This window comes from Stenotrophomonas sp. 2619, assembly GCF_040548725.1.
Lineage (GTDB): Bacteria > Pseudomonadota > Gammaproteobacteria > Xanthomonadales > Xanthomonadaceae > Stenotrophomonas > Stenotrophomonas maltophilia_AP.
In genome coordinates, this window is the sequence record NZ_JBEPSF010000002.1 from 189,829 (window position 1) to 211,730 (window position 21,902).

Here is a 21,902-nt window from a genome sequence, read left to right on the forward strand (position 1 = left end):
GACACAGCCGGCGGAATGCCTAGCCGGTGGTAGTCGGCCCTCGGCGGCGTTCCAGCCACCACAGCAGGCCCGCCACCAGCACGAAGGCCAGCAACCAGGGCCAGCGCGGTCCCGGCACCGCGCGTGCGGCCTGCGCGCCGGTGCTGCCGGCGGTCGCGACGCGCAGCGCAGTGGCATCGCGTGTCTGCTGGCGGTGCATGGCCTGCGCGTGCGCCGGGTCGAACACGTAGAACGCCTGGGTGCGCGTGCCGATCTGCAGGTGGTGCCAGCCTGCCTGCTGCGGCCAGTAGCCGGCACAGCGGTCGCCCGCCGTGTCCGGATCGATGTGCAGTGCCACCGTGGTGCCTTGCGGGCTGCGTACCGTGGTGCCGTCGGCCAGCGCACACAGCGCGATGCGTTCGCCGGCCCATGGGGTGGCGCTGCCCACGCGCACTGAGGCCGGGACCGCCAGCGGGCGCGCCAGGGTGGCCACCACGCTGCTCCACAGCTCGGCATGACGATCGTCGCGGCCGGCCAGTACCAGACGGTAGCTGTCGGTAACGGGCAGCAGCGCGAGGCGACCGCGGCCGACGTCGCGCCAGCCGCCCAGCGCGGCACCGCTGGCATCGTGCAGCAGCGGCGTGGCATCGAGGGCGCGCAGGTTGAACTGCTCCAGCGCAGGCAACGGCGCGTTGTGCGAGGTGCTGTCCGCCTCGTCGATGGCCGCGGTGGGGGCGCTGGCCGCGCGCTGTGGCCCACGCCGCGCCTGCAGCAGCGCAGGATCCGGATCGGCGGCCAGGCGCAGCGGCAGGCTCTGGTTGCTGCCGCTTGTCGCCATGCCCCAGCGACCCAGTGTTTGCCGCGCGCCATCGGTGAGCGGGCCGCTGCTCCGCACCAGTACCCCGAGGCCGTCGCGCAGCGCCTGCTGCACGGCCGTGCGCTGGGCCGGGGCAAGCGCGGCCACGCTGCGCTCATCGAGGATCAGCACATCGGTCGCGGCCAGGCGCGCGGCGGTGAAGGCCACCGGTGCGTCGCCGAGCACCACCCCGGCGCCCGCACTGGCCTGGGCATGCAGCTCCAGACCGGTATCGGCTGCCCAGCGGCGCAGGTACTTCAGCTCCGGCGTGGGGGCGCCGGCCAGCACCAGCACCCGCACGCCGGGGGCGTCGTCGGTCTGCAACGGCACGGGCACGGTATCCACTACGTGCCTGTCGGCGTCGAGCAGGCGCAGGCTGAATTCACTGCGGCCGCTGGCACGGGCAACGCCGTCCAGCGCGACGCTGCCATCGCGGCCGGGCGCGGCGCGGTCCACGACGATGCCGGCCGGATCAAGCAGTTCGGCGCGCGCACCGGCCACGCCCTGCGCCCGCGCCCGCACCGTGAACGGTGCGCCGGGGACGGTGATGGCCGGTGGTTCCAGAGCGACCCAGCCACGGGGCGCGGCCCCAGGCTGCAGCGTGACCTGCGTGGGCAGCGCAATGTCGCGGTCACGCGCCGCCAGCCCATCGCCCTGCACTACCAGCGCCTGCGTGCCGGGGTGCAGGCGCAACGCAGTGGCCAGGTCGGGCGCGACGCGGGCACCGCTGCGCGAGGATGCTTCCGGCAGTGCAATCACGGTGCCGTCGGCGGCTGTGTTCGATGCGGTCGTTGCGTGGCCGGTCAGGACGGTCAGGTGCTGGGCCGCGATGTGCACCGGCGGCGGCAACAGGGTGAAGTACAGCAGCGCGGCCGCGCCGACCTGCAGCACCAACAGCGCAACAATGCGCGCGGTACTGCGCGTGCGGCTGCGACGCTGCTGCAGAAGCGTGCGAACGCTGCCGATCAACACGATGGCCAGCAATGCCGACGCGATCCAGGCGGCGTCATTCATCGCGTCGTCTCCAGCGCATCCAGGTAGGCCTGGCCCATGCGATCGGGCGGCGTGCGCCGCGACACCTGTGGCGTGGGCCGTGACAACGCCCGCCACAGACGCGCGCGGAGTACCGCACGGCACGCGCCACAGTCCGGCGCGACCCGCAGCTCTTCGATGGCTGCGGCCAGGCTGAGCGGATCGGGCAGGCGGCTGTCGTTGCGCTGCAGCCACTGCGCGATGGCATCCAGGTCGGGCGTGCTGGCCGGGTCGGCAAGCTGTTGCCAGGCGCTCACGATGGCCGGCTCCGGCGCGGGCACCGCAGCGATGGGCAGGGTGCGGCTGGCCAGGTCGGTGCGGTCACCGCTGAGCCGGCGGCTTTCATCGATGGGCGGCAGCTCCGGGCCCACCCGTGCCAGGTAGATGCGCTCGGCCTGCTGCACCTGCTTGATGAAGGCCAGGGCTTTGTTGGCGTAGGGCAGCGCGGCGTCGGGTCGGCCCTGGCGCAGTTCGCCTTCGGACGACCACATCTGGTCCAGTGCGGCTTTCAGCGTGGCGCGGGTCTGCGGGTCGAGCAGGGTGGCGGCTTCGGCGTGGTCGTGGGTGTGGCCGTACTCGGACAGCACGTCGGTGGCGCTGCCGAACACCGGCGCTGCTTCCGCCGTGGCGGCCGCATGGTCATGGCCGTCATGGCCGGCCTGTGCGTGTTGGTTGGTGTCGGTCTGCGCATGGGCGTGGTCATCGGTGGCGTCGTGCGCGTCGGCCGTCGGGATGTCGCTGGTGGGCAGCGCGTCGCTGGTCGGCGGGGGCTTGGCGCCGCCCTCGCTTTCCTCGCCCAGGAACTGGCCGTAGCGCAGGCGCAGGATACGCTGGTCCACGCCGATGGCGTCGGCGCGCTTGATGAATTCTTCGGCAGGCAGCTGGCGACGCAGTTTGATCAGTGCCTCGGCGTCGATGATGATCTGGCGCTGGCTGCGGAAGTAGGCGGGCAACGTCTTCTTGACCATGCCTTCCAGTTCCGCGCCCTGCACCTGCTCCACGCTGGGCAGGCGCAGGATCACGCTGGTGCTCTGCGCGGTCTGTGGCGTGGGTGCACGGTTGTCGCGCACCTGCAGTTGGGCGATCACATCGTTGCCCGGCTCGGCACCCAGCGCGGCCAGATCGAGCGTGCGCGCGAAGCGGCGCAGCGTGGGCGTGCCGCTGCCGGCCAGGGTGAGGGTGTGTTCGCGGAAGGTGATGTTCTCGCCGCTGCCCTGGGCCAGGGTGATCTTCAGCTGGGCATCGGCGACCACGCCGTGGTCGTCGCTGGCCTCGAACTGCAGCGCCCACTGCCGTTGCCCGGCCGTGCCCAGCACCAGCGTGCGGTCCGGGGCGAGCACGCGCACGCGGGGCGGCTGGTCGGGCAGCACATCCAGGCGGTACAGGCGTTGCCCTGCCAGTGCAGGTACGGTGACCACGCGGTACAGCGCGGGGCGGTCGGCGGTCCATGTGCCGGTCCAGCTGTCGCGCTCGCGACGCAGGGCGACACGGCGGCCATCGTGGAATTGCAGCACGGCCTCGCTGGGCTGTGCGCTGAAGCGCAGCGACCACTGCAGGGCGCTGCCCTGGGCGACCTTTGCATCCAGCGTGCTCTGCACCCGCGCCGGCTGCCCGGTGTAGGCCGGGGCGTTGATCGCCAGCCGGCTGGACTGCAGGCGGGGCGGTTGTGCGGGGGTGGCAGGCGGGGCGGTGGCCAGCGCTGGCAGCGTCGTGCCGCCGCTGCTGCGCGGCCATCCCAGTGCCAGCGCAATCACCACCAGTGCAGCCAGCCAGGCCACCAGCAAGGCGCGGCGCGGCCACGCCGCGCGCAGGTCGGGCGTTCGTGCCTGCAACGCGGCGTGCACATGCGCGCGCTGGCGGTGCTGCAGGGGGTTGAGCGCATCGTCGGGCGCGAACAGCAGGTCGGCACTGTCCTGCAGCGCGGCGTGGCGGTCGAGCTGGCGGACCAGCCAGCGTCGGTCCAGCTGGCGGCTGCGCCACGTGGCCAGTGCGGCACCGGCCAGCAGCGTCACCAGCAGCACCCCCGTGGCGATGTCGAATCCGCCCAGGCGCAACGCCACGGCCGTGGCGCCCAACGCGAGCGGCAACGCCAGCAGCAGCGTTGACCACCACCGGCGTCGGCGTGCCTGCCGCCAGCGCTTCTGCAGGGCGGCGATCATGCCGTCCCCCCGCGCCGGGGCGACGTGGCCAGCCAGCGCTCAAGCGCAAACAGCAGCACGATCACGCCGAGCAGCCACGGCGCGAGGTCGCGTGGTTGCGGCGCGGGCGCGCGCGCACCGCGCACGGGTGCATGCGCGCTGGCGGCAACCCACTGCGGCGCGGCAACCGGGCGCACCAGATGCAGCAGCTGCCGGGGGAAGTGCGGGTCGCGCAGGGCGGGCGACGCCGCGGGCGAGACCGCCGCGTGGAAGCGCAGCAGACGCCCGCTGCCGACCCGGTACTCGCTGAGCACCGCCTGGCCCTGTGCATCGCGCAGCACCACAACTCCGGCCGCGCCGGGCGGCGTCGGGGCGCTGCCCAGCACGGTGCCGCCGCCCGCCAGCCAGGCCTGCCACGCCGGCGGCAGCGGCGCCGTGGACGGCCACACCCCGATCGCGTCGGTGCCCGGCACGGCCGTGCTGGCCGGCGCGAGCGGCGCGGCGCTCCAGGCGCGCTGCACCGCACTGAACACGCGCTGCGCCTGTGCATCGGCATCGACGCCCAGGTGCAGGCGCGGCGCGCGTGTCGTTGGCCGCGCCGCGCTTGGTGGGGCCACCGCCAGAGGTTGCCACTGCACATTGCGCGACAGTCGCGGGCGTTCGGCGTCCGCGCCCGGCATCGGGTCGGGCACGTAAACGGTCAAGGGGGTGCCGGCAGGCAGCTGCTGATCCAGCTCGCGCAGCAGGCTCACCAGCGGTTGCGCGCCAGTGGGGGCGGGCTGTTCCAGCGGTGGGAAGCCCGGTGCCAGCCAGCGCCAGTCCGCGTTCGGCTGCCGTGCCTGCTGTGCGGCGACGTCAAGCCCGGGGGCCACGACAACCACCGGATGCGTATCGGCAGCGCTGCCCTGCAGTACCGGGCGCGCCAGCAGCAGGGCCAGGGCCGCCAGCAGCGCCAGGCGCACCAGCAGCAGCGGCCACTCGTCGAAACGCACGCGTTGGCGCGGCCGCACCTTGGCGCGCAGCCAGCGCAGGGCGGCAAAATCCAGCGGTGCGTACTGATGGCGACGCGCCAGGTGGACCAGCAGCGGCACCAGCCACGCGGCCAGCGCCAGCAGGCCCAGCGGGAACAGCAGCGCCAGGCTCATGCGCCGCCGCCCGCGCCGAACAGCGGGCGCAGCGGTGCATCCAGCGGTTGGTCCAGGTAGCCCACCGCATGGGCGATGCCGCTGGCGTGCAGGCGTGCCTGCAGTTCGCGCTGGGCCTGGGCGAAGCGGACCAGGTAATCGGCGCGGATGGCGCGCCCGTCGCCCAGCAGTTCCTCGCCGGTTTCCGGATCGCGGAAGCGATGGCCGTCGGTGAACGGAAAGTCGCGCTCGTCGGCGCTCAACAGCTGCACCTGCAGCACCTCGCGGCGCGCGGCAGCCAGGCGTTCCAGCAGCACGGTGCCGGCCGCGTCGAAACCATCGCCGAGGGCCACCAGCAGGTCGGCGGGCTGCACGCGCTCCCATACCGGGCGCAACATGTCCATGGACGGCCAGCCGCCGTGCGCGCGCAGCTGGCGCAGCAGCAGGTGCACACGGTCGCGCTGGCGTGGGCCGCTGCCGGCCGGCACCAGCTGCACGCCGTGTCCGTTGACGGCGATCACGCCGAAACGGTCGCCCTGCTGCAGCGCCAGTTCGACCAGGCACGCGGCAGTGGCGCAGGCATGGTCCAGGCGCGACCAGTCCGGGCGGGCGCGGTCGTACTGGGCGGCCGAGGCGCTGGCATCCACCAGTACCCAGCTGGTGATCGGGCTTTCGCGCTCGGATTCGCGCACGAAGAAGCGGTCCGAGCGGGCGTACAGCTTCCAGTCGATCTGGCGCAGTTCGTCACCCGGCTCGTAGGCGCGGTACTGCGCGAACTCCAGCCCGGCACCGCGGCTGCGGCTGGCATGCTGGCCAATGCCGTGCGCACCGCGCGCGCGCCGCGGCACCAGGCGCAGCGCCTTCAGGCGGCTGCGCACGTCGGCGGGAATGGCAATGGGGGCGTGCAGCGTCACGGCGTGCTCAGGCGGGGAACGGCACGGCCTGCAGCAGCGCGGCGATCACATCGTCGGCACTCTTCTGCTCGGCCTCGGCGGCGAAGGACAGCAGCAGGCGATGGCGCATCACCGGTGCCACCAGCGCCTGCACGTCCTCACGGGTAGCGGCGAAGCGCCCCTGCAGCAACGCGCGCGCCTTGGCCGCCAGCACCAGCGACTGCCCGGCACGCGGGCCGGCGCCCCACTTGATCCACTGGTTGATCGCCTCCGGGGCGGTGGTGCCCGGACGGCTGGCGCGCACCAGCCGGGTGATCCAGGTGAGCACGTCATCGCTGACATGCACCTGGCGCACGGCGGCCTGCAGGGCCAGCACGTTCTCGGCGTCCATCACCTTGGGCACGCTGCCCGTGGCGCTGCCGGTGGTCTGCAGCAGGATGTCGCGCTCTTCCTGTTCGGTGGGGTAATCCACGCGCACGTGCAGCAGGAAACGGTCCAGCTGCGCTTCGGGCAGAGGATAGGTACCGGCCTGCTCGATCGGGTTCTGCGTGGCCAGCACGAAGAACGGGGCAGGCAGGGTGTAGGTGGTACCGGCGTAGCTGACCGTGCGTTCCTGCATGGCTTCCAGCAGCGCGGCCTGGGTCTTGGGCGGGGTGCGGTTGAGCTCGTCGGCCAGCAGCAGGTGGGTGAAGATGGGGCCCTTCTGGAACCGGAAGTGGCGGTGGCCGGTGCCGTGGTCTTCCTCCAGCAGCTCGGTGCCCAGGATGTCGCTGGGCATCAGGTCCGGGGTGAACTGCACCCGGCGGAACTGCAGTTCCAGCGCCTGGCCCAGTGAGCGCACCAGCAGGGTCTTGCCCAGCCCGGGCGCACCTTCAAGCAGGCAATGGCCGCCGGCCAGCAGGCCGATCAGCAGCTGCTCCACCACCGCGTGCTGGCCCACCACGGCCTGGCCCAGCGCGGTGCGCAGGTGCTGCAGTTTGGGGAGAAGGTCATCCAGGCGGTCGGTGGTCATAAGGCGCTCGCATCAATCGGCGTAGAGCCACGCCATGCGTGGCTGGAGAATCAGGAAGAAAGCTAGTTGTTCAACGCGTACATCACGATGTTGACCGCGAAACGGGTGTTGTCTTCGGCCAGGAACCGCTTGTTGCGCCAGTCGTAGTCCCACTCGCAGCCATAATCCTTGTTGCTGTAGAGCAGGCCCAGCCGGCCATCTACCTCGATGCCCTTGAGGTAGTCATGCACCAGGTCATCGCCCCAGCCATTGAGCTCGAAGCCGGTGGCGGGCGGCCCGTCGGGGAAGCGGAAGAAGCTGCGGTACAGCGCATGGTTGTTGGGCAGTTTGTTCAGCGCCCTGGGGCCGAACAGCCTGGCCATCTGCGCCTCGAACGACTTCGCAAACAGGCCGTCGATGTCGTGGTTGCAGTCATCCACGAACACGAAACCCCCGTTGCGTACATAGCGCACGAAGTTCTGCCGTTCGGCGGCGTTGAACTCCACCAGCTTGTGCCCGGCCAGGTAGCAGAACGGCGCTTCCAGCATGCGCGGGTCGGACAGGGCGATGACATGCTCGGTCGGGTCCACGCGCAGGGAGGTGTAGTCGATCAGCGAGGTGATCACGTTGGACGGCATGCGCGCATCCACGTCCCAGTCGCCGGAGTCGTACTTGAGGCGGGTGAACCAGAAGTCGTAGCGTCCGGCCTGGGCGCGCGCCGGTGAGGGCAACGCCGCGAATGCGGCGCTGCCCAGCAGCAGGCGCAGGAACTGCGCGCGGTTCATCCGTGCATCAGACCGCGTCGGACAACGAGGTGAAGGTGAAATCGCGCAGCTTCATCGGCGGAATCATCATCACGAAGTTCGACTCGTCACCGGCCACGCGCACCGGCTTGCCCAACTCTTCGATGTTGTTGAGCATGATCACCGGCGACTCGTTGAAGCGGAAATTCTTCACCGGGTACTTGATCTGGCCGTTCTCGATGTAGAAGGTGCCGTCGCGGGTCAGGCCGGTCAGCAGCACGGTCTGCGGATCGACCATGCGGATGTACCAGGTACGGGTGACCAGGATGCCCTTCTGGGTGCCGCGCACCAGCTCGGCGGTGCTCTTGTCGCCACCGCTCATCAGCAGGTTGCCCGGGGTGGCATTGGCGGTCTTGCCCTGCTTCTGCGCCCAGAAGCGCGTGTATTCCAGGTTGGCGACCTTGCCGTTCTCGATGATCGGCAGCTTGCCGCGCGGCATGCCTTCGCCGTCCCACGGCAGAACCGGGGCTTCGGGGTGCCACGGGTCGGCATGCATGTTCACGCGCGGGTCGTAGACCTGCTCGCCCAGCTTGTTGCCGCCGCCTTTTTTGGACAGGAAGCTGCGGCCTTCGTCGGCCGAGCGCGCACTGAAGAAATTCATCATGAAGCTGATCAGGCCGGCGGCAGCGGCCGGCTCCAGGATCACCGTGTACTTGCCCGGCTCCAGTGCCTTGGCCTCGGACGACTCGGTGGCCTTGCGCATCGCGATCTGGATGTCCTGGTCGGCCTTGAAGTCGGCCGCATCCTTGAGGTTGCGACCCACCCAGCCCGAACCGCGGCCATCTTCGGTGCGCACGGTGCAGGTGTAATCGAAGTTGGTGCTGCGCTGGTAACCGAAGTTGCCGTTGCTGTTGGCGGTGGCGTAGAAGCCCTGGCCATCTTCCAGGAAGCCGGCGGCGATCAGGCCCTTCCCACGGCACGGGGCGATCGAGTCGGCGGCGACCTTGGCGCGGAACGCCGGGTCGATGGCGGCGGTGGACGCGCTGAAGGTGGGGCTGGAGGTGTAGGTCTGCTTGCCGATGGCCGGCATGAACTCCGGGTTTTCCGGGGCCAGGCGGGCCAGGTCTTCGGCGCGGCGCACCACGCGTTCCAGCGCGGCATCGTCGAACTCGTTGATCGAGGCGGTGCCCACGCGCTTGCCAAAGGCCACGGTGACGGCCAGTTCGGTGTTGTCCACGATGCCGCTGGTGGACACGTTGTTCAGCGCGAAACGGATGTTGCCGTTGATCGAGCCGGCCAGCACGGCGGTGCATTCATCGGCCTTGGACAGCGCGATGACCTTGTCGAGGATGGCCTTGGCTTGTGCTTCGGTGAAGATACTCATGATTCGTAGGCTCCTGACCGGTCAGCCGAGGCTGCGCGCGGTGTTGATGACGTTGATGCCGTTGAAGCGCGCGGTGGACGACCCGTGCGAGACCGCCGAGACCTGGCCCGGCTGGCCCTTGCCGTCGAAGAACGAGCCGCCCAGGCGGTAGTCGCGTTCGTCGGCCACGGCGCTGCAGGCGTTCCAGAATTCCGGCGTGCGGATCTGGTAGGCCACGTCTTCGAGCATGCGGGTGATCTTGCCGTTCTTGATCTCGTAGAACAGCTGGCCACCGAACTGCGCGTTGTAGCGCTGCTGATCGATGGAGAAGGAGCCATCACCGATGATGTAGATGCCGTTTTCCACGTCCTTGACCAGGTCGGCCACGCTCAGCGGGGTCTTGCCCGGCGCCATCGACACGTTGGCCATGCGCTGGAACTGCACGCTGGACCAGGAATCGGCATAGCAGCAACCGTCCGAGGCGGTCTTGCCCAGGATGTGGGCCTGGTCGCGGATGGTCTGGTAGTCCACCAGCTTGCCGTCGCTGATCAGGTCCCAACGCTTGGTCTTGACGCCTTCGTCGTCGTAGGCCACCGCGCCGAGGCTGCCCGGCTGGGTCTTGTCAGCGAAGATGTTGACCTTGTCGCTGCCGTACTGGAAGTGCTGTTCGCGCTTGTCCAGGGTGGCGAAGCTGGTGCCGGCGTAGTTGGCTTCGTAGCCAAGCACGCGGTCCAGTTCCAGCGGATGGCCGACCGATTCATGGATGGTCAGCCAGGTGTGCGAGGGGTCCAGCACCAGGTCGTACTTGCCCGGTTTGACCGACGGCGCCTTCAGCTTCTCCTGCGCCTGCTTGGCCGCAGCGATGGCGTCTTCCTTCATGTCGTAGGACGAGCTGTAGTTGACCACCCCGTTGGGGGTGAGCACCTTGCCGGCGGCGGCGCCATCGAGATACTCGTAGCCCATGCCCATCGGCGCGGACAGGCCCTCGCGGGTGCGGAACTTGCCGCTGGCCTTGTCGATGGCGGTGATGGTCATCGGGGCCCAGATGCGGTGCACGTCCTGGTCGATGTAGGAACCATCGGTGGAGGCGAAGTACTTCTGCTCGTTCACCAGGAACAGCATCGAGTTGACGAAGCTGGCGCCGGCGGCCATCGCCGCGGCGTTGACGTCCAGCAGCAGGTCCACCTTCTCCTTGATCGGCACGTCCATCGCGTTCTTGCGGATGGGCGTCTTCCAGCTCACTTCACCCACGCCCGGCGCGGCGGCCAGCTGTACCGGCGCGGTCTGCACACCTGAGTTGGCCTTGGCGATGGCGGCCGCCTGCTGTGCGGCGCGTGCCACGTCGGCGGTGCCCAGCTGGTTGGTGGCGGCAAAGCCCCAGGCGCCGTTGACGATCACGCGGATGCCCACACCGGTCGATTCGGTGTTGACCACGTTCTGCACCTTGTCTTCGCGGGTGATCACGAACTGGCGCAGGTAGCGCCCGATGCGGACGTCGCAGTAGGTGGCGCCGGCCTGGCGGGCAGCGGCCAGCGCGGCATCGGCCAGGCGCTTCTTCAGCCCCAGGTCCAGCGTGCTGTGCAGCTGCTCGGCGGCGATCACCTTGCCGAAGAATGACGGCACGATCAGTCCGCCAGCGGTAAGCCCGGTCAGGGCAAGGAAGTCACGTCTTTGCAAGGCAGCTCTCCACGTCGGTGTGGGGGTGGCAGGGAAACGGCGACATCACAGCGACCGCCGGGGCGGTGGCCCCGATTCTTGCGGCCATCGGAAGGGGGCGTCAAATGACGAAATGCACGGTGGGCAGGGCATGCTCATCCCAGGCTGCGCGCGGTGTTGATGATGTTGATGCCATCAAAGCGCGTGGTCGACGAGCCGTGCGACACCGCCGACACCTGGCCGGGCTGGCCCTTGCCATCGAAGAACGAGCCGCCGAAGCGGAAGTCGCGTTCGTCGCAGATGGCGCTGCAGGCATTCCAGAATTCCGGCGTGCGGATCTGGTAGGCCGCGTCTTCGACCATGCCGGCGATCTGGCCGTTCTTGATCTGGTAGTACAGCTGGCCGCCGAACTGCGCGTTGAAGCGCTGCTGGTCGATGGAGTACGAGCCGCGGCCGTGGATGTAGATGCCGTTCTCCACGTCCTTGATCATGTCGGCCACGCTCAGCGGGGTCTTGCCCGGGGCCAACGACACGTTGGCCATGCGCTGGAACTGCACGCTCGACCAGGAATCGGCGTAGCTGCAGCCGTGCGATTCGGTCTCGCCCAGCAGGTGCACCTCGTCGCGGGTGGCCTGGTAGTTGACCAGGATGCCGTCCTTGACCAGGTCCCAGCGCTTGGTCTTGACCCCCTCATCGTCGTAGCCCACCGCGCCCAGGCTGCCGGGGGCGGTCTTGTCGGCGAAGAAGTTGACCCGTTCGCTGCCCCAGCGGTAGCCGGCGTCGCGCTTGTCCAGGGTGGCAAAACTGGTGCCGGCGTAGTTGGCCTCGTAGCCCAGCACGCGGTCCAGCTCCAGCGGGTGGCCGACGTTTTCGTGGATGGTCAGGAACAGGTTGGACGGGTCCAGCACCAGGTCGTACTTGCCCGGCTTGACCGACGGGGCCTTGAGCTTCTCGCGCGCCTGTCGCGCTGCGGCGATGGCATCTTCCACCGGGTCGTAGGAATCGCGGTAGGCGGTGATGCCGCCGGGCAGGGCGATCTTGCCGCTGGCGTCGCCATCCAGGAATTCGTAGCCCATGCCCATCGGCGAGGACAACCCGGCGCGCGTCCGGAACGTGCCGCTGCTCTTGTCGATCGCGGTCGCGGTGAACGGCAGCCAGATGCGGTGCACGTCCTGGTCGATGAAGGAGCCGTCGCTGGAAGCGAAGTACTTCTGTTCGTTGACCAGGAACAGGGTGGAATTGATGAAGTTGGCGCCGGCATTGAGCGCGGCGGCGTTCAAGCTCAGCAGCAGATCCACCTTGTCCTGGATCGGCACGGCCATCGCGTTCTTGCGCAGCGGCGTTTTCCAGCTCACCTCGCCCACGCCCTGCACCGGCGCCAGCTGGACCGGACGGGTCTGGACGCTGGCGTTGGCCCGGGCGATGGCCGCGGCCTGCTCCACCGCGGCCTTCACCGCTGCCGGCGTCTGCTGGTGCGTCGCGGCAAACCCCCAGGCGCCGTTGACGATCACCCGGATGCCGATGCCCGACGATTCGCGGTTGGTGACATTCTGCACCTGCGCCTCGCGGGTGATCACCGCCTGGTTGAGGTAGCGCCCGATGCGCACGTCGCAGTAGCTGGCGCCCAACCGTTTGGCGGTGCCCAGTGCGGCCTCGGCCAAGGCCTTCTTGCGGGCCACGTCGCCCGGCTCGAGCAGCTGCTCGGCGGCGATCAGGCGGGAGTGCGGCAGCATCAGGCCAGCCAGGCCCATTCCAGACAGCGTCAGAAACTCACGGCGTTGCACAGCTTGCGATTCCCCGGGTACGGTCGCGGGCGAGAGGCCGGCGACAGTGGACAAGTCCTCGACTTTCGGTGGCACGCGGCAGTGGCACAAGTGACTGCGGTCATGGTTGGATGTGTCTTGTCCAATTCATCTTGAGCACTGCATGAGCCAGCAACAGTGGTCCGAGGCCTGCGAACGCAACCGCGCGCCGATCCTGGCGGTGCTGCAGCGCCACCTGCACGACCGCACGCGCGTACTGGAGATTGGCAGCGGCACCGGGCAGCACGCGGCGTACTTCGCCGCGCAGCTGCCGCACCTGCAGTGGCAGGCCAGCGACCACCCGGACTACCTGGCGGGCATTGCCGAGCGTCTCGCCAAGGCGGCCCTGCCCAATGCACCCGCACCGTGGCCGCTGCAGGCGGTGCTGTCGCCCCGCCCCGGCCTGGCCCCGCTGCCGGCGGCGCCGCTGGGCTTCGATGCAGTGTTCAGCGCCAACACGCTGCACATCATGAGCTGGGCGCACGTGCAGGCGTTGTTCGCCGGGTTGCCGGCGGTGATGGCGGACAACGCGCTGCTGTGCATCTACGGGCCGTTCAACTACCACGGTGCGTTCAGCAGTGAGAGCAACCGCCAGTTCGATGCGTGGTTGAAGGCGCGCGATCCCGAGTCGGGCATCCGCGATGCGGAAGCGGTGGACGCGCTGGCCGCGGCGCAGGGGCTGGCATTGGTTGAGGATGTGGCGATGCCGGCCAACAACCGGCTGCGGGTGTGGCGGGTAGCCGACCAACGGTCGGCTCTACCGGGGTAGTGGGCCGGGGCTCTGCAGCAGCCGACCAACGATCGGCGCTACCGGGGTAGTGGCCGGGGTTCTCCAGCAGCCGACCAACGGTCGGCTCTACCCGGGGTAGTCGGCCGGGGGGCGCTACCCCCGGCGTGGTAACGGTTGCCGGTGCGGTGCGACCGTTGTCCTCATGCCACCTGCACGATATGCAGGGCGCGCGGGTTCTTCCACTGCGCCAGCAGCGTGGCTTCGCGGGCCTTGGCCTTGTGCAGGTGCGCTTCCTTGACGTGCCCGTAGCCGCGGATGTGTTCGGGGATGCTGGCGATCTCCACCGCCAGCGCCACGCGGTCATCGCGCAGGCCGTCCAGCAGCAGCGCCACGGTCTGTTCGTAGTCGGCGATCAGCTGGCGCTCGCCCCGGCGTTCGGCGGTGCGGCCGAACACGTCGAAGGTGCCGCCGCGCAGGAACTTCAGCTTGGCCAGCAGGCCGAACGCCTTGAGCATCCACGGGCCGTATTCCTGCTTGATCAGGCGGCCCTGCTCATCCTTCTTCGCAAACAGCGGCGGGGCCAGGTGGAAGCGCACCTGGAAATCGCCCTCGAACTGCTGCTGCAGGCGGCGCTGGAACTCGCCGCTGGTGTACAGCCGCGCCACTTCGTACTCGTCCTTGTAGGCCATCAGCTTGAAGTAATAGCGCGCCACGGTTTCGGTCAGCGCGGTGCTGCCCACCGCGTCCCACTCGGCGGCCCGCACCTTGTCCACCAGCGCGCGGTAACGCGCGGCGTAGGCGCTGTCCTGGTAGTCGGTGAGGAAGCGCACGCGGCGCTCCACCAGCTCGTCCAGCGAACGCGACAGGCGCTCGTCGTCCAGCGGCAGGAACGCCACCTCTTCGCCCACGCCATGGCCGGGCAGGCCCCGCAGCTCGCGTTCGTCGCCGGTGTCGCGCGGGGCCGCATTGGCGCCCCATTCGTTGCCTTCCCACTCACCCGGCGGCAGGTCATGCAGCGGGCCGGGGGTGCGCTCGGCATCGGTGTGGCCGTTGCGGACCAGGCCAGCGGCCTGCTGCACGGCCTGCGGGTCCACCGCGGCCAGGCGGCCCCAGGCGAACGCCTGCTGGTTCATCTGCACGGCCGCGCCGTTGAGTTCGATCGCACGCATCAGCGCCTCGAACGAGATCGGCACCAGCCCCTGCTGCCAGGCATAGCCCAGGATGAACAGGTTCGACGCGATCGCATCGCCGAGCAGGGCGGTGGCCAGCTGGGTGGCATCGAGCAGCAGCGGCTCGCGCCCGCCCAGCGCCACGCGGATGCCGGCAATGATGTCCGCCGCCGGGAACTGCATGTCCGGGCGCGTGGTGAAGGTGCCCGGCATCGCTTCATAGGTGTTGAGCACCACCTGCGAGCGCTCGGCGCGCACCTTGGACAGTGCCCAGTAGTCGTTCACCACCACCATGTCGCAGCCCACCACCAGGTCGGCCTCGCCGGCGGCGATGCGCACCGCGTGGATGTCTTCGGGTGTGCGCGCGATGCGGATATGGGTGGTCACCGCGCCGCCCTTCTGGGCCAGCCCGGTCTGGTCGAGCACGCTGGCGCCCTTGCCCTCCAGGTGCCCGGCCATGCCCAGCAACGCACCGATGGTGACCACGCCGGTGCCACCGACGCCGGTGATCAGGATGTTCCAGGGCTGGTCCAGCGTGGTGCGGAAGGTCGGCGACGGCAGGTTGTCCAGCAGCGCGGTCTTCGAACTGCGCGCGCCCTTGCGCGGCTTGCCGCCGTGCACGGTGACAAAGCTCGGGCAGAAGCCGGTGGTGCAGCTGTAGTCCTTGTTGCAGTTGGACTGGTCGATGTCGCGCTTGCGCCCGAATTCGGTTTCCTTGGGCAGCACAGACACGCAGAAGCTCTTCTGCCCGCAGTCGCCGCAGCCTTCGCAGACCAGCGAATTGACCACCACCCGCTTGGGCGGGTCGACCAGCTTGCCGCGCTTGCGGCGGCGGCGCTTTTCGGTGGCGCAGGTCTGTTCGTAGATCAGGATGCTGGTGCCCTTCACCTCGCGCAGCTGCTTCTGCACCGCGTCCAGTTCGGCGCGGTCATGGAACTCCACGCCCTCGGGGAACAGCTCGCGCTTGTTCCACTTGCCGATCTCATCGCTCACCAGCACGATCGTCTGCACGCCTTCGGCACGCATCTGGTGGGCGATCTGCGGCACGCTCAGGGTGCCGTCCACCGGCTGCCCGCCGGTCATCGCCACCGCGTCGTTGTAGAGGATCTTGTAGGTGATGTTGACCCCGGCCGCGATGGCCTGGCGGATCGCCAGCGAACCACTGTGGAAGTAGGTGCCATCCCCGAGGTTCTGGAACACGTGCTCGGTGTCGGTGAACGCGGCCTGCCCGGCCCAGGTGACGCCTTCGCCGCCCATGTGGGTGAAGGTGTCGGTGCTGCGGTCCATCCAGGTGACCATGTAATGGCAGCCGATCCCGCCCAGCGCGCGCGAGCCTTCCGGCACGCGGGTAGAGGTGTTGTGCGGGCAGCCGGAGCAGTAGTGCGGCACGCGCGGGAAGCTGGCACGCGGCAGGGCCAGCTCGGCTTCCTTTTCGTCCATCCAGCGCAGGCGCTGTTCGATGGATTCATTGGTGAAGAAACGCTGGATGCGACGGCCGATGACGCCGGCGATGGTGGCCGGGGTCAGCTCGTTGGTGGACGGCAGGATCCAGGTGCCGGCCTCGTCGTACTTGCCCACGATCGACGGGCGCGGACCGGCGCTGGCCGGCCAGTTGTAGAACTGTTCCTTCATCTGGCGCTCGATGAAGGCCCGCTTCTCCTCCACCACCACGATGTCTTCCAGGCCCTGCGCGAAGCGCGCGATGCCCACCGGCTCCAGCGGCCAGGTCATGCCGACCTTGTACACGCGGATGCCGATGTCGGCACAGGCCTGCTCGTCCAGCCCCAGGTATTCCAGCGCCTGCAGCACGTCCAGGTAGCTCTTGCCGGTGGTGACGATACCCAGCCGCGCGCGCGGCGAATCCATCACCACCCGGTCGATGCTGTTGGCACGGGCGAAGGCCTGCGCGGCGGCAACCGCATACCGGTGCAGGCGCATTTCCTGGTCCAGCGGCGGATCCGGCCAGCGGATGTTGAGGCCCCCGGCCGGCATCTCGAAGTCTTCGGGCAGCACAATCTTCCGCGCGAACGGGTCCACCTGCACCGAGGCCGAGGATTCCACGGTCTCGGCAATGGTCTTGAAGCCGATCCAGCGGCCGGTATACCGGCTCATCGCCCAGCCGAGCAGGCCCATGTCCAGGATGTCCTGCACCCCGGCCGGGTTCAGCACCGGCATCATCGCGCTGACGAATTCATCTTCGCTGCCATGCGGCAGGGTCGAGCTGCGGCAGGCATGGTCGTCGGCGGCCAGCGCCAGCACGCCGCCATGCACCGAGGTGCCGGCCGCGTTGGCATGCTTGAACACGTCGCCGCAGCGGTCCACACCGGGGCCCTTGCCGTACCACATGCCATACACGCCCTGGACCTTGGCGCCCGGGAACAGGTTGGTCTGCTGGGTTCCCCAGACCATGGTGGCGCCCAGGTCCTCGTTGAGGCCGGGGGTGAACTTCACCCGCGCCGCCTCCAGGTGCTGGCGGGCCCGCCACAGTTCCAGGTCGAAGCCGCCCAGCGGGCTGCCGCGGTAGCCGCTGATGAAGCCGGCGGTGTCCAGCCCGGCGGCCTCGTCGCGCAGGCGCTGCATCAACGGCAGCCGCACCAGCGCCTGTACCCCGCTCAGGTAGATGCGGCCATCGGTACGGGTGTACTTGTGGTCCAGCGTATAGCTGGCGTCCAGGCCACCGGCGTCGGGCTGGTTGGCGGAGGAGGGCGAGGTGAGTTCGGCGGTACTGGTCATGGCTGGCCCGGGAAGTCGGCTGGCACGGCCGCAGCAAACACGACCGGAAAGGCGCGGATTGTAGCAGTGGCGCCAAAATGGACCTCGGGCACTCGCATCCGGGCGCACGCTGGGGTTAGGATCGGGATGGGAGGTTGTTGTGACAACCCGGGGGAGTTTGCATGGCAGTGGCAAGACAGGGGCGCGCCGGCGTGACGCTGGCGGCTGGTTTGGCTGCGGCGTTGATCGCCGCAATGACGACATTCGGGGTGGCAGCGCAGCCGCTGCCCGCAGTGCAGGAGTTCTACTTCGACACCGACGCCGCCGCCGTTCCAATGGTGGTGGTGCCTGCCGACAGTAGTGACCTGGTGGACCAGCTCATGAAGCAGCGCGAGCGCGGGCGCAAAGCGCTCGATGCCACCGTGCAGCTGGCGGGCGTCGCGTTCTCGCAGGGGCGCCCGGAGCTGGGCCGCACCCTGTACGCGGAGGCAAGCAGCAGCGCGCTGCCGACCACGGCGGCGGGGCGCGCGGTGCGCTGGAACTACGGCTGGGACCTGTTCCGGCTGGGCGAGGTGGAGGCGGCGCTGGCGCAGTGGAGCACGGCCCAGGGCGGCATGCGCGGCAACCCGTCCTGGGTGCCGGCCACCTACGCGCTGGCGTTGTGGACCCTGGGGCGCAAAGACGAGGCCGTGCAGTGGTACGCCGCGGCGGCACGCACCGAGCCGCAGCAATGGGGCAGTTCGGCACGCTACGCCGACCTGCTGCCCAGCTGGCGCGACAGCGAGCGGGCCACCCTGGCCGAGGTGCAACAGGCCTGGGCGGCACAACCGCCGGCCTGGCCCTGAGCCACCGGGCGGCGCCTGCGGCGCCCGCCCGGACCGGTCACGTGGCACGTCGCTTCGACCAAGGTCGGAGCGGCGGCGGCCTGCGCATCGGCTAGGCTGTTGCGATGGCTTTCGATGCATTCGCCCTGATCCTGACCATGCTTGGCCTGGGCATGCTGTTTGCGCGCCTGCGCGCGCTGCCTGACACCAGCGCCGAGGTGCTCAACCGCGTGGTGTTGTATGTGTGCCTGCCCGCGGCGGTGCTCACCTACGTGCCGCGGCTGCACCTGGATGCCAGCCTGATCGGGCTGATGGCCACGCCCTGGCTGCTGATGCTGGCCAGTTGGGCGCTGGTGTCGTTGGCCACGCGCCTCTGCGGGTTTGCCCGCGACGTGCACGCGGTGCTGCTGATCTGCGTGACCCTGGCCAACTCCAGCTTCATCGGCTACCCGATGGTGCGCGCCCTGCTGGGCGACGCCGCCTTGCCCTACGCGGTGGTCTACGACCAGTTCGGCACGTTCCTGCTGCTGTCCACCTTCGGCCTGTACGTGATTGCCCGTTACAGCGGCGACACCCCGCCCACGGCGGCCCAGGTGCTGGCGCGCATCGCACGGTTCCCGCCGCTGTGGGCGCTGCTGTTCGCGCTGCTGCTGATGCCCGAACAGCCGCCCGCGTGGATCGGCAACGGCCTCAAACAACTGGCCGATGCCATGCTGCCGCTGGTGATGCTGGCGGTGGGCCTGTCGATCCGGCTGCGGCTGTCGCGCGAGGAACTCACCCCGCTGGGGATCGGGCTGGGACTGAAGCTGCTGGTGATGCCCGCGCTGGCGGTGCCGATCTCGTGGTTGCTGGGCCTGCAGGGCACGATGGCGCAGGTGAACGTGCTGGAATCGGCGATGCCCACCATGATCACCGCTGCCGCCCTGGCGATCTCGCACCGGCTGGCTCCGCGGCTGGCCGCGGCGATGGTGGGGTACGGCATTCTAGTGTCGCTGGTGACGCTGCCGGCGTGGGTAGCAGTGCTGCAGCACCCCGCCTAGAAACCGGTAGAGCCGACCGTTGGTCGGCTGCACTACCAAGGCCACCGACACGCCGGCGCGCGTGAGCCCACCAACGGTCGGCTCTACCTCGGCGCGGCGGCGAAGTTTACTCGTCGGCGCTTACGGTGCGGCCGCGCGCCCATTCGCGCAGTGCGGTGACCTGTTCGGCCATCAGCACCGACAGCGGCCGGCTGCTGCGGATCTCGGCCATCAGCAGGTCGGTATCCAGCACGCGTTCCTCGGCATGGGCAGCGTACAGCCCGGCCACCACCGCCTGTTCGATCTCGGCGCCGGAGAAGCCGTCGGCCGCGGCGGCCAGGGCCGGCAGCGCGAACTCGTCGGCATTGAGCTGGCGCCGGCCCAGGTGCAGGCGCAGCAGCTCCACCCGGGTGTTGGCGTCGGGCAGGTCGACGAAGAAGATCTCGTCGAAGCGGCCCTTGCGCAGCAGCTCGGCCGGCAGCTCATGCACCTGGTTGGCGGTGGCCACGATGAACACCGCGCCCTTGCGCTCGGCCAGCCAGGTCAGCAGGTAGCCCAGCACGCGCCGCGACACCCCGCCGTCCTCGCCACCGCTGGCCAGGCCCTTCTCGATCTCGTCGATCCACAGCACGCACGGCGCCAGCTGCTCGGCCGAGGCCAGGGCGTCGCGCAGGTTCTTCTCGGTCTCGCCGTGGTACTTGTCGTACAGGCTGCCGAAATCCAGCCGCAGCAGCGGCACCCCGAAGCCGGCGGCGGTGGCTTTGGCCAGCATCGACTTGCCGCAGCCCTGTACCCCCAGCAGCAGCATGCCCTTGGGCGGGTCCAGCCCGGCCGGGCCCTGACCCCCGAGGAACACCGGGCGGCGCTGGTTGACCCAGCGCTTGAGCCGGTTGGCCCCGGCCACGTCGGCGAAGCGCGTGGTGTCGTATTCGAAGTGCAGGTGGCCGGCACGGTTGAGCAGCTCGAACTTGAGCCGGGCCAGTTGCGGCAGGTCGTCCTGGCTCAGCGCGCCGTCGGCGAAGATCAACTGCCGGCCGATGCGTCGCGCATCCACCATGCTCAGGCCGCGCAGGTTGTGCAGGATCTTCTTGACCGCCTCGTTGTCCACTTCCACCCGCCGCCCGCCGTTCTCGCGGGCGTAGGCTTCGGCCTCTTCGCGCAGCATCTTCAGCAGCGCGTTGAGGTCGGGCAGGCGCGGGTTGAAGCGGGTGGCCAGGGCTTCCAGTTCGGCCGGCAGCTCCACCTTGGCCCCGATCAGCACCAGCACGTGGGCTTCGCAGTGGCGGCGCTGGATCAGGTCGCGCAGGGCGCGCTGGTGGCTGGCATAGCCCAGGTAGGGGTGGAAATCGAGCAGCAGGTAGATGCCGCGCTGTTCGGCCTGGCGGATCATCTGCAGCGCGGAACTGGCATCGGGCGGGCCGACTGCGTCGTCCTCGCGGTCCATGTCGATGCGGCGCAGGCCCTCGGTGATGGACCAGCGGTGCAGGGCCCGCCAGACATGCATCAGGGTCTGCCGGAACAGCTCCACGATGCGACCCTCGTCCTGGGTCTCGATGATGATCAGCGGGGTGTTGGCGCGGATCAGCGCGCTCAGGTCCTGTAACTCGCTCATGCCGGCTTGCAGTCCATTGGATCGCGCACGATAGCAAAGCGCCGCCCCGTGCAGGGGTTCAGCAGCGCGACTATCTCCGTCACGGACGGCGGTGTACGCTGCGACGACGTTCCCCGGAAGCGAGGCTGGCATGAAGACGATCCTGGTAGCCGGTTCCAAGGGTGGGGTGGGCAAGACCACCGTCGCCACCCACCTGGCGGCGCATGCCGCATTGGACGGCAAACGGACCGTGCTGGCCGACGCCGACCCGCAGGGCTCCAGCACCCGCTGGGCGCAGCGCCGCGCGGTGCTGGAAAGCGCCGTGCTGCCGGTGGACGTCTACCGCAAGAAGGCCTGGGAGAAGCTGATCCCCGACGGCACCGATGAAGTGATCATCGACGCACCGGCCGGGGCATTGGCCGACGATCTGGGCCACTTCCTTGACGTTGCCGATGCCGTGGTGGTGCCGGTGCTGCCCTCGGCGCTGGACATCGAAGCCATCGTCGGCTTCCTCAACAGCCTGTCCAAGGTGCCGCGCGTGCATCGCCGCGCGCTGCCGGTGGGGCTGGTGCTCAACCGCACCAAGCCGTGGACCCAGACCTCCCAGCAGGCCATCCAGATGCTGGCCGAGTGGCCGTATGACGTTGTGGCGCAGCTGCGCGACAGCCAGAGTTACGTGGTGATGGTCGGGCTGGGACGCAGCCTGTTCGATTACCGCTCCGCGCAGGTGCGCGAGCACCAGAGTGACTGGGAGCCACTGTTGAAGTGGCTGAAGAAAGCCTGATCCGGAAGAGAGCCTTTATGCGAGAACTGATCCTGCTGCGCCATGCCCACGCCGAAGCCGCCAGTACCGGCCAGGCCGACCTTGACCGTCCGCTGTCACCGATCGGCCTGGCCGAAGCGGAAGCGGCCGGCCGCTGGCTGAAGGAGAACAACCTGCTGCCCGATTGCGTGCTGTGCTCGCCGGCGCGGCGCACCCGTGAAACCCTGGAGGCCGTGCTGGGCATCACCGGCTTTGTCGAAAAGCGCCTGGAGGATGCCGTCTACGACGCCACCCCGGGCACCTTGATGGGCCTGATCGAGGCCCGTGGCGATGTCGACCGGCTGCTGGTGGTCGGGCACAACCCCGGCCTGGAACAGCTGGTGGCGCTGCTCAGTGAAGGCACCAGCAGCGATTACCGTGGCATGCCGCCCGGCGGCATCGCGGTGCTGTCGGTCGACGGCAAGGCCAGCATCGAGCCCGGCGTGGCCACCCTGACCGCGTTCTGGTGGCCGTAGCC

General features: G+C 69.3%; 16 protein-coding genes. 5 read left to right on the top strand and 11 right to left on the bottom strand.

Annotation, left to right across the window (positions count from 1 at the left end):
• Nucleotides 1-19: 19 nt before the first annotated feature.
• The 9 genes from ABIA71_RS03495 to ABIA71_RS03535 form a co-directional block, all read right to left on the bottom strand.
• Complete coding sequence (locus ABIA71_RS03495) at nt 20-1,849, bottom strand: hypothetical protein (protein ID WP_354283174.1); 1,830 nt, start codon at nt 1,847-1,849, stop codon at nt 20-22.
• A complete protein-coding gene (locus ABIA71_RS03500; protein ID WP_502960833.1) occupies nt 1,846-4,026 on the bottom strand; it encodes a hypothetical protein in 2,181 nt (726 codons plus the stop codon). Before ABIA71_RS03500 ends, ABIA71_RS03495 begins: the two co-directional genes overlap by 4 nt.
• Complete coding sequence (locus ABIA71_RS03505) at nt 4,023-5,144, bottom strand: BatA domain-containing protein (protein WP_354283431.1); 1,122 nt, start codon at nt 5,142-5,144, stop codon at nt 4,023-4,025. The genes ABIA71_RS03500 and ABIA71_RS03505 overlap by 4 nt, the downstream gene beginning before the upstream one ends.
• A gap of 2 nt (nt 5,145-5,146) precedes the next feature.
• Nucleotides 5,147-6,043, bottom strand: a complete 897-nt coding sequence (locus ABIA71_RS03510) for a DUF58 domain-containing protein (RefSeq protein ID WP_354283176.1) — start codon at nt 6,041-6,043, stop codon at nt 5,147-5,149.
• A 7-nt stretch (nt 6,044-6,050) separates the two neighbouring features.
• Nucleotides 6,051-7,034, bottom strand: coding sequence for an AAA family ATPase (locus tag ABIA71_RS03515; RefSeq protein ID WP_354283178.1), 984 nt, complete (start codon nt 7,032-7,034; stop codon nt 6,051-6,053).
• Between the two features lie 62 nt (nt 7,035-7,096).
• Entirely contained in the window at nt 7,097-7,798 is a 702-nt protein-coding gene (locus tag ABIA71_RS03520) for a DUF4159 domain-containing protein (protein ID WP_354283180.1), read from the bottom strand.
• A gap of 7 nt (nt 7,799-7,805) precedes the next feature.
• Complete coding sequence (locus ABIA71_RS03525) at nt 7,806-9,140, bottom strand: TldD/PmbA family protein (protein ID WP_354283182.1); 1,335 nt, start codon at nt 9,138-9,140, stop codon at nt 7,806-7,808.
• A 21-nt stretch (nt 9,141-9,161) separates the two neighbouring features.
• Entirely contained in the window at nt 9,162-10,796 is a 1,635-nt protein-coding gene (locus ABIA71_RS03530) for a TldD/PmbA family protein (protein WP_038691354.1), read from the bottom strand.
• Between the two features lie 134 nt (nt 10,797-10,930).
• A complete protein-coding gene (locus ABIA71_RS03535; RefSeq protein ID WP_354283184.1) occupies nt 10,931-12,559 on the bottom strand; it encodes a TldD/PmbA family protein in 1,629 nt (542 codons plus the stop codon).
• 142 nt (nt 12,560-12,701) lie between these two features.
• Between ABIA71_RS03535 and ABIA71_RS03540 the strand changes: the two genes are divergently transcribed.
• A complete protein-coding gene (locus ABIA71_RS03540) occupies nt 12,702-13,346 on the top strand; it encodes a DUF938 domain-containing protein (protein ID WP_354283186.1) in 645 nt (214 codons plus the stop codon).
• A gap of 161 nt (nt 13,347-13,507) precedes the next feature.
• Here ABIA71_RS03540 and ABIA71_RS03545 read toward each other — a convergent pair whose 3' ends face one another.
• Nucleotides 13,508-17,209, bottom strand: coding sequence for an indolepyruvate ferredoxin oxidoreductase family protein (locus ABIA71_RS03545; protein WP_354283188.1), 3,702 nt, complete (start codon nt 17,207-17,209; stop codon nt 13,508-13,510).
• Nucleotides 17,210-17,370: 161 nt separating this feature from the next.
• Here ABIA71_RS03545 and ABIA71_RS03550 point away from each other — a divergent pair, with 161 nt between their 5' ends.
• The gene (locus ABIA71_RS03550; RefSeq protein WP_354283190.1) at nt 17,371-18,033 is read left to right on the top strand and encodes a tetratricopeptide repeat protein; all 663 of its coding nucleotides are present in this window, start codon (nt 17,371-17,373) and stop codon (nt 18,031-18,033) included.
• Between the two features lie 104 nt (nt 18,034-18,137).
• On the top strand, nt 18,138-19,052 hold the full coding sequence (locus ABIA71_RS03555; RefSeq protein ID WP_354283192.1) for an AEC family transporter: 915 nt from the start codon (nt 18,138-18,140) through the stop codon (nt 19,050-19,052).
• Between the two features lie 106 nt (nt 19,053-19,158).
• Here the strand turns inward: ABIA71_RS03555 and ABIA71_RS03560 are convergent, their stop codons facing one another.
• Nucleotides 19,159-20,643, bottom strand: coding sequence for an AAA family ATPase (locus ABIA71_RS03560; RefSeq protein ID WP_354283194.1), 1,485 nt, complete (start codon nt 20,641-20,643; stop codon nt 19,159-19,161).
• Nucleotides 20,644-20,773: 130 nt separating this feature from the next.
• Here ABIA71_RS03560 and ABIA71_RS03565 point away from each other — a divergent pair, with 130 nt between their 5' ends.
• Entirely contained in the window at nt 20,774-21,406 is a 633-nt protein-coding gene (locus ABIA71_RS03565) for a nucleotide-binding protein (protein ID WP_038691342.1), read from the top strand.
• Between the two features lie 17 nt (nt 21,407-21,423).
• Nucleotides 21,424-21,900: a SixA phosphatase family protein gene (locus ABIA71_RS03570; RefSeq protein ID WP_038691340.1), complete on the top strand. Its 477-nt coding sequence runs from the start codon at nt 21,424-21,426 to the stop codon at nt 21,898-21,900.
• Nucleotides 21,901-21,902 lie beyond the last annotated feature (2 nt).

Excerpts from the sequence above, each read along its gene's own strand:
- ABIA71_RS03550 (WP_354283190.1), top strand. The coding sequence starts at position 17,371 with ATGGCAGTGGCAAGACAGGGGCGCGCCGGCGTGACGCTGGCGGCTGGT.
- ABIA71_RS03525 (WP_354283182.1), bottom strand. The coding sequence starts at position 9,140 with ATGAGTATCTTCACCGAAGCACAAGCCAAGGCCATCCTCGACAAGGTC.
- ABIA71_RS03540 (WP_354283186.1), top strand. The coding sequence starts at position 12,702 with ATGAGCCAGCAACAGTGGTCCGAGGCCTGCGAACGCAACCGCGCGCCG.
- ABIA71_RS03500 (WP_502960833.1), bottom strand. The coding sequence starts at position 4,026 with ATGATCGCCGCCCTGCAGAAGCGCTGGCGGCAGGCACGCCGACGCCGG.
- ABIA71_RS03560 (WP_354283194.1), bottom strand. The coding sequence starts at position 20,643 with ATGAGCGAGTTACAGGACCTGAGCGCGCTGATCCGCGCCAACACCCCG.
- ABIA71_RS03565 (WP_038691342.1), top strand. The coding sequence starts at position 20,774 with ATGAAGACGATCCTGGTAGCCGGTTCCAAGGGTGGGGTGGGCAAGACC.
- ABIA71_RS03520 (WP_354283180.1), bottom strand. The coding sequence starts at position 7,798 with ATGAACCGCGCGCAGTTCCTGCGCCTGCTGCTGGGCAGCGCCGCATTC.
- ABIA71_RS03515 (WP_354283178.1), bottom strand. The coding sequence starts at position 7,034 with ATGACCACCGACCGCCTGGATGACCTTCTCCCCAAACTGCAGCACCTG.
- ABIA71_RS03555 (WP_354283192.1), top strand. The coding sequence starts at position 18,138 with ATGGCTTTCGATGCATTCGCCCTGATCCTGACCATGCTTGGCCTGGGC.
- ABIA71_RS03545 (WP_354283188.1), bottom strand. The coding sequence starts at position 17,209 with ATGACCAGTACCGCCGAACTCACCTCGCCCTCCTCCGCCAACCAGCCC.
- ABIA71_RS03495 (WP_354283174.1), bottom strand. The coding sequence starts at position 1,849 with ATGAATGACGCCGCCTGGATCGCGTCGGCATTGCTGGCCATCGTGTTG.
- ABIA71_RS03570 (WP_038691340.1), top strand. The coding sequence starts at position 21,424 with ATGCGAGAACTGATCCTGCTGCGCCATGCCCACGCCGAAGCCGCCAGT.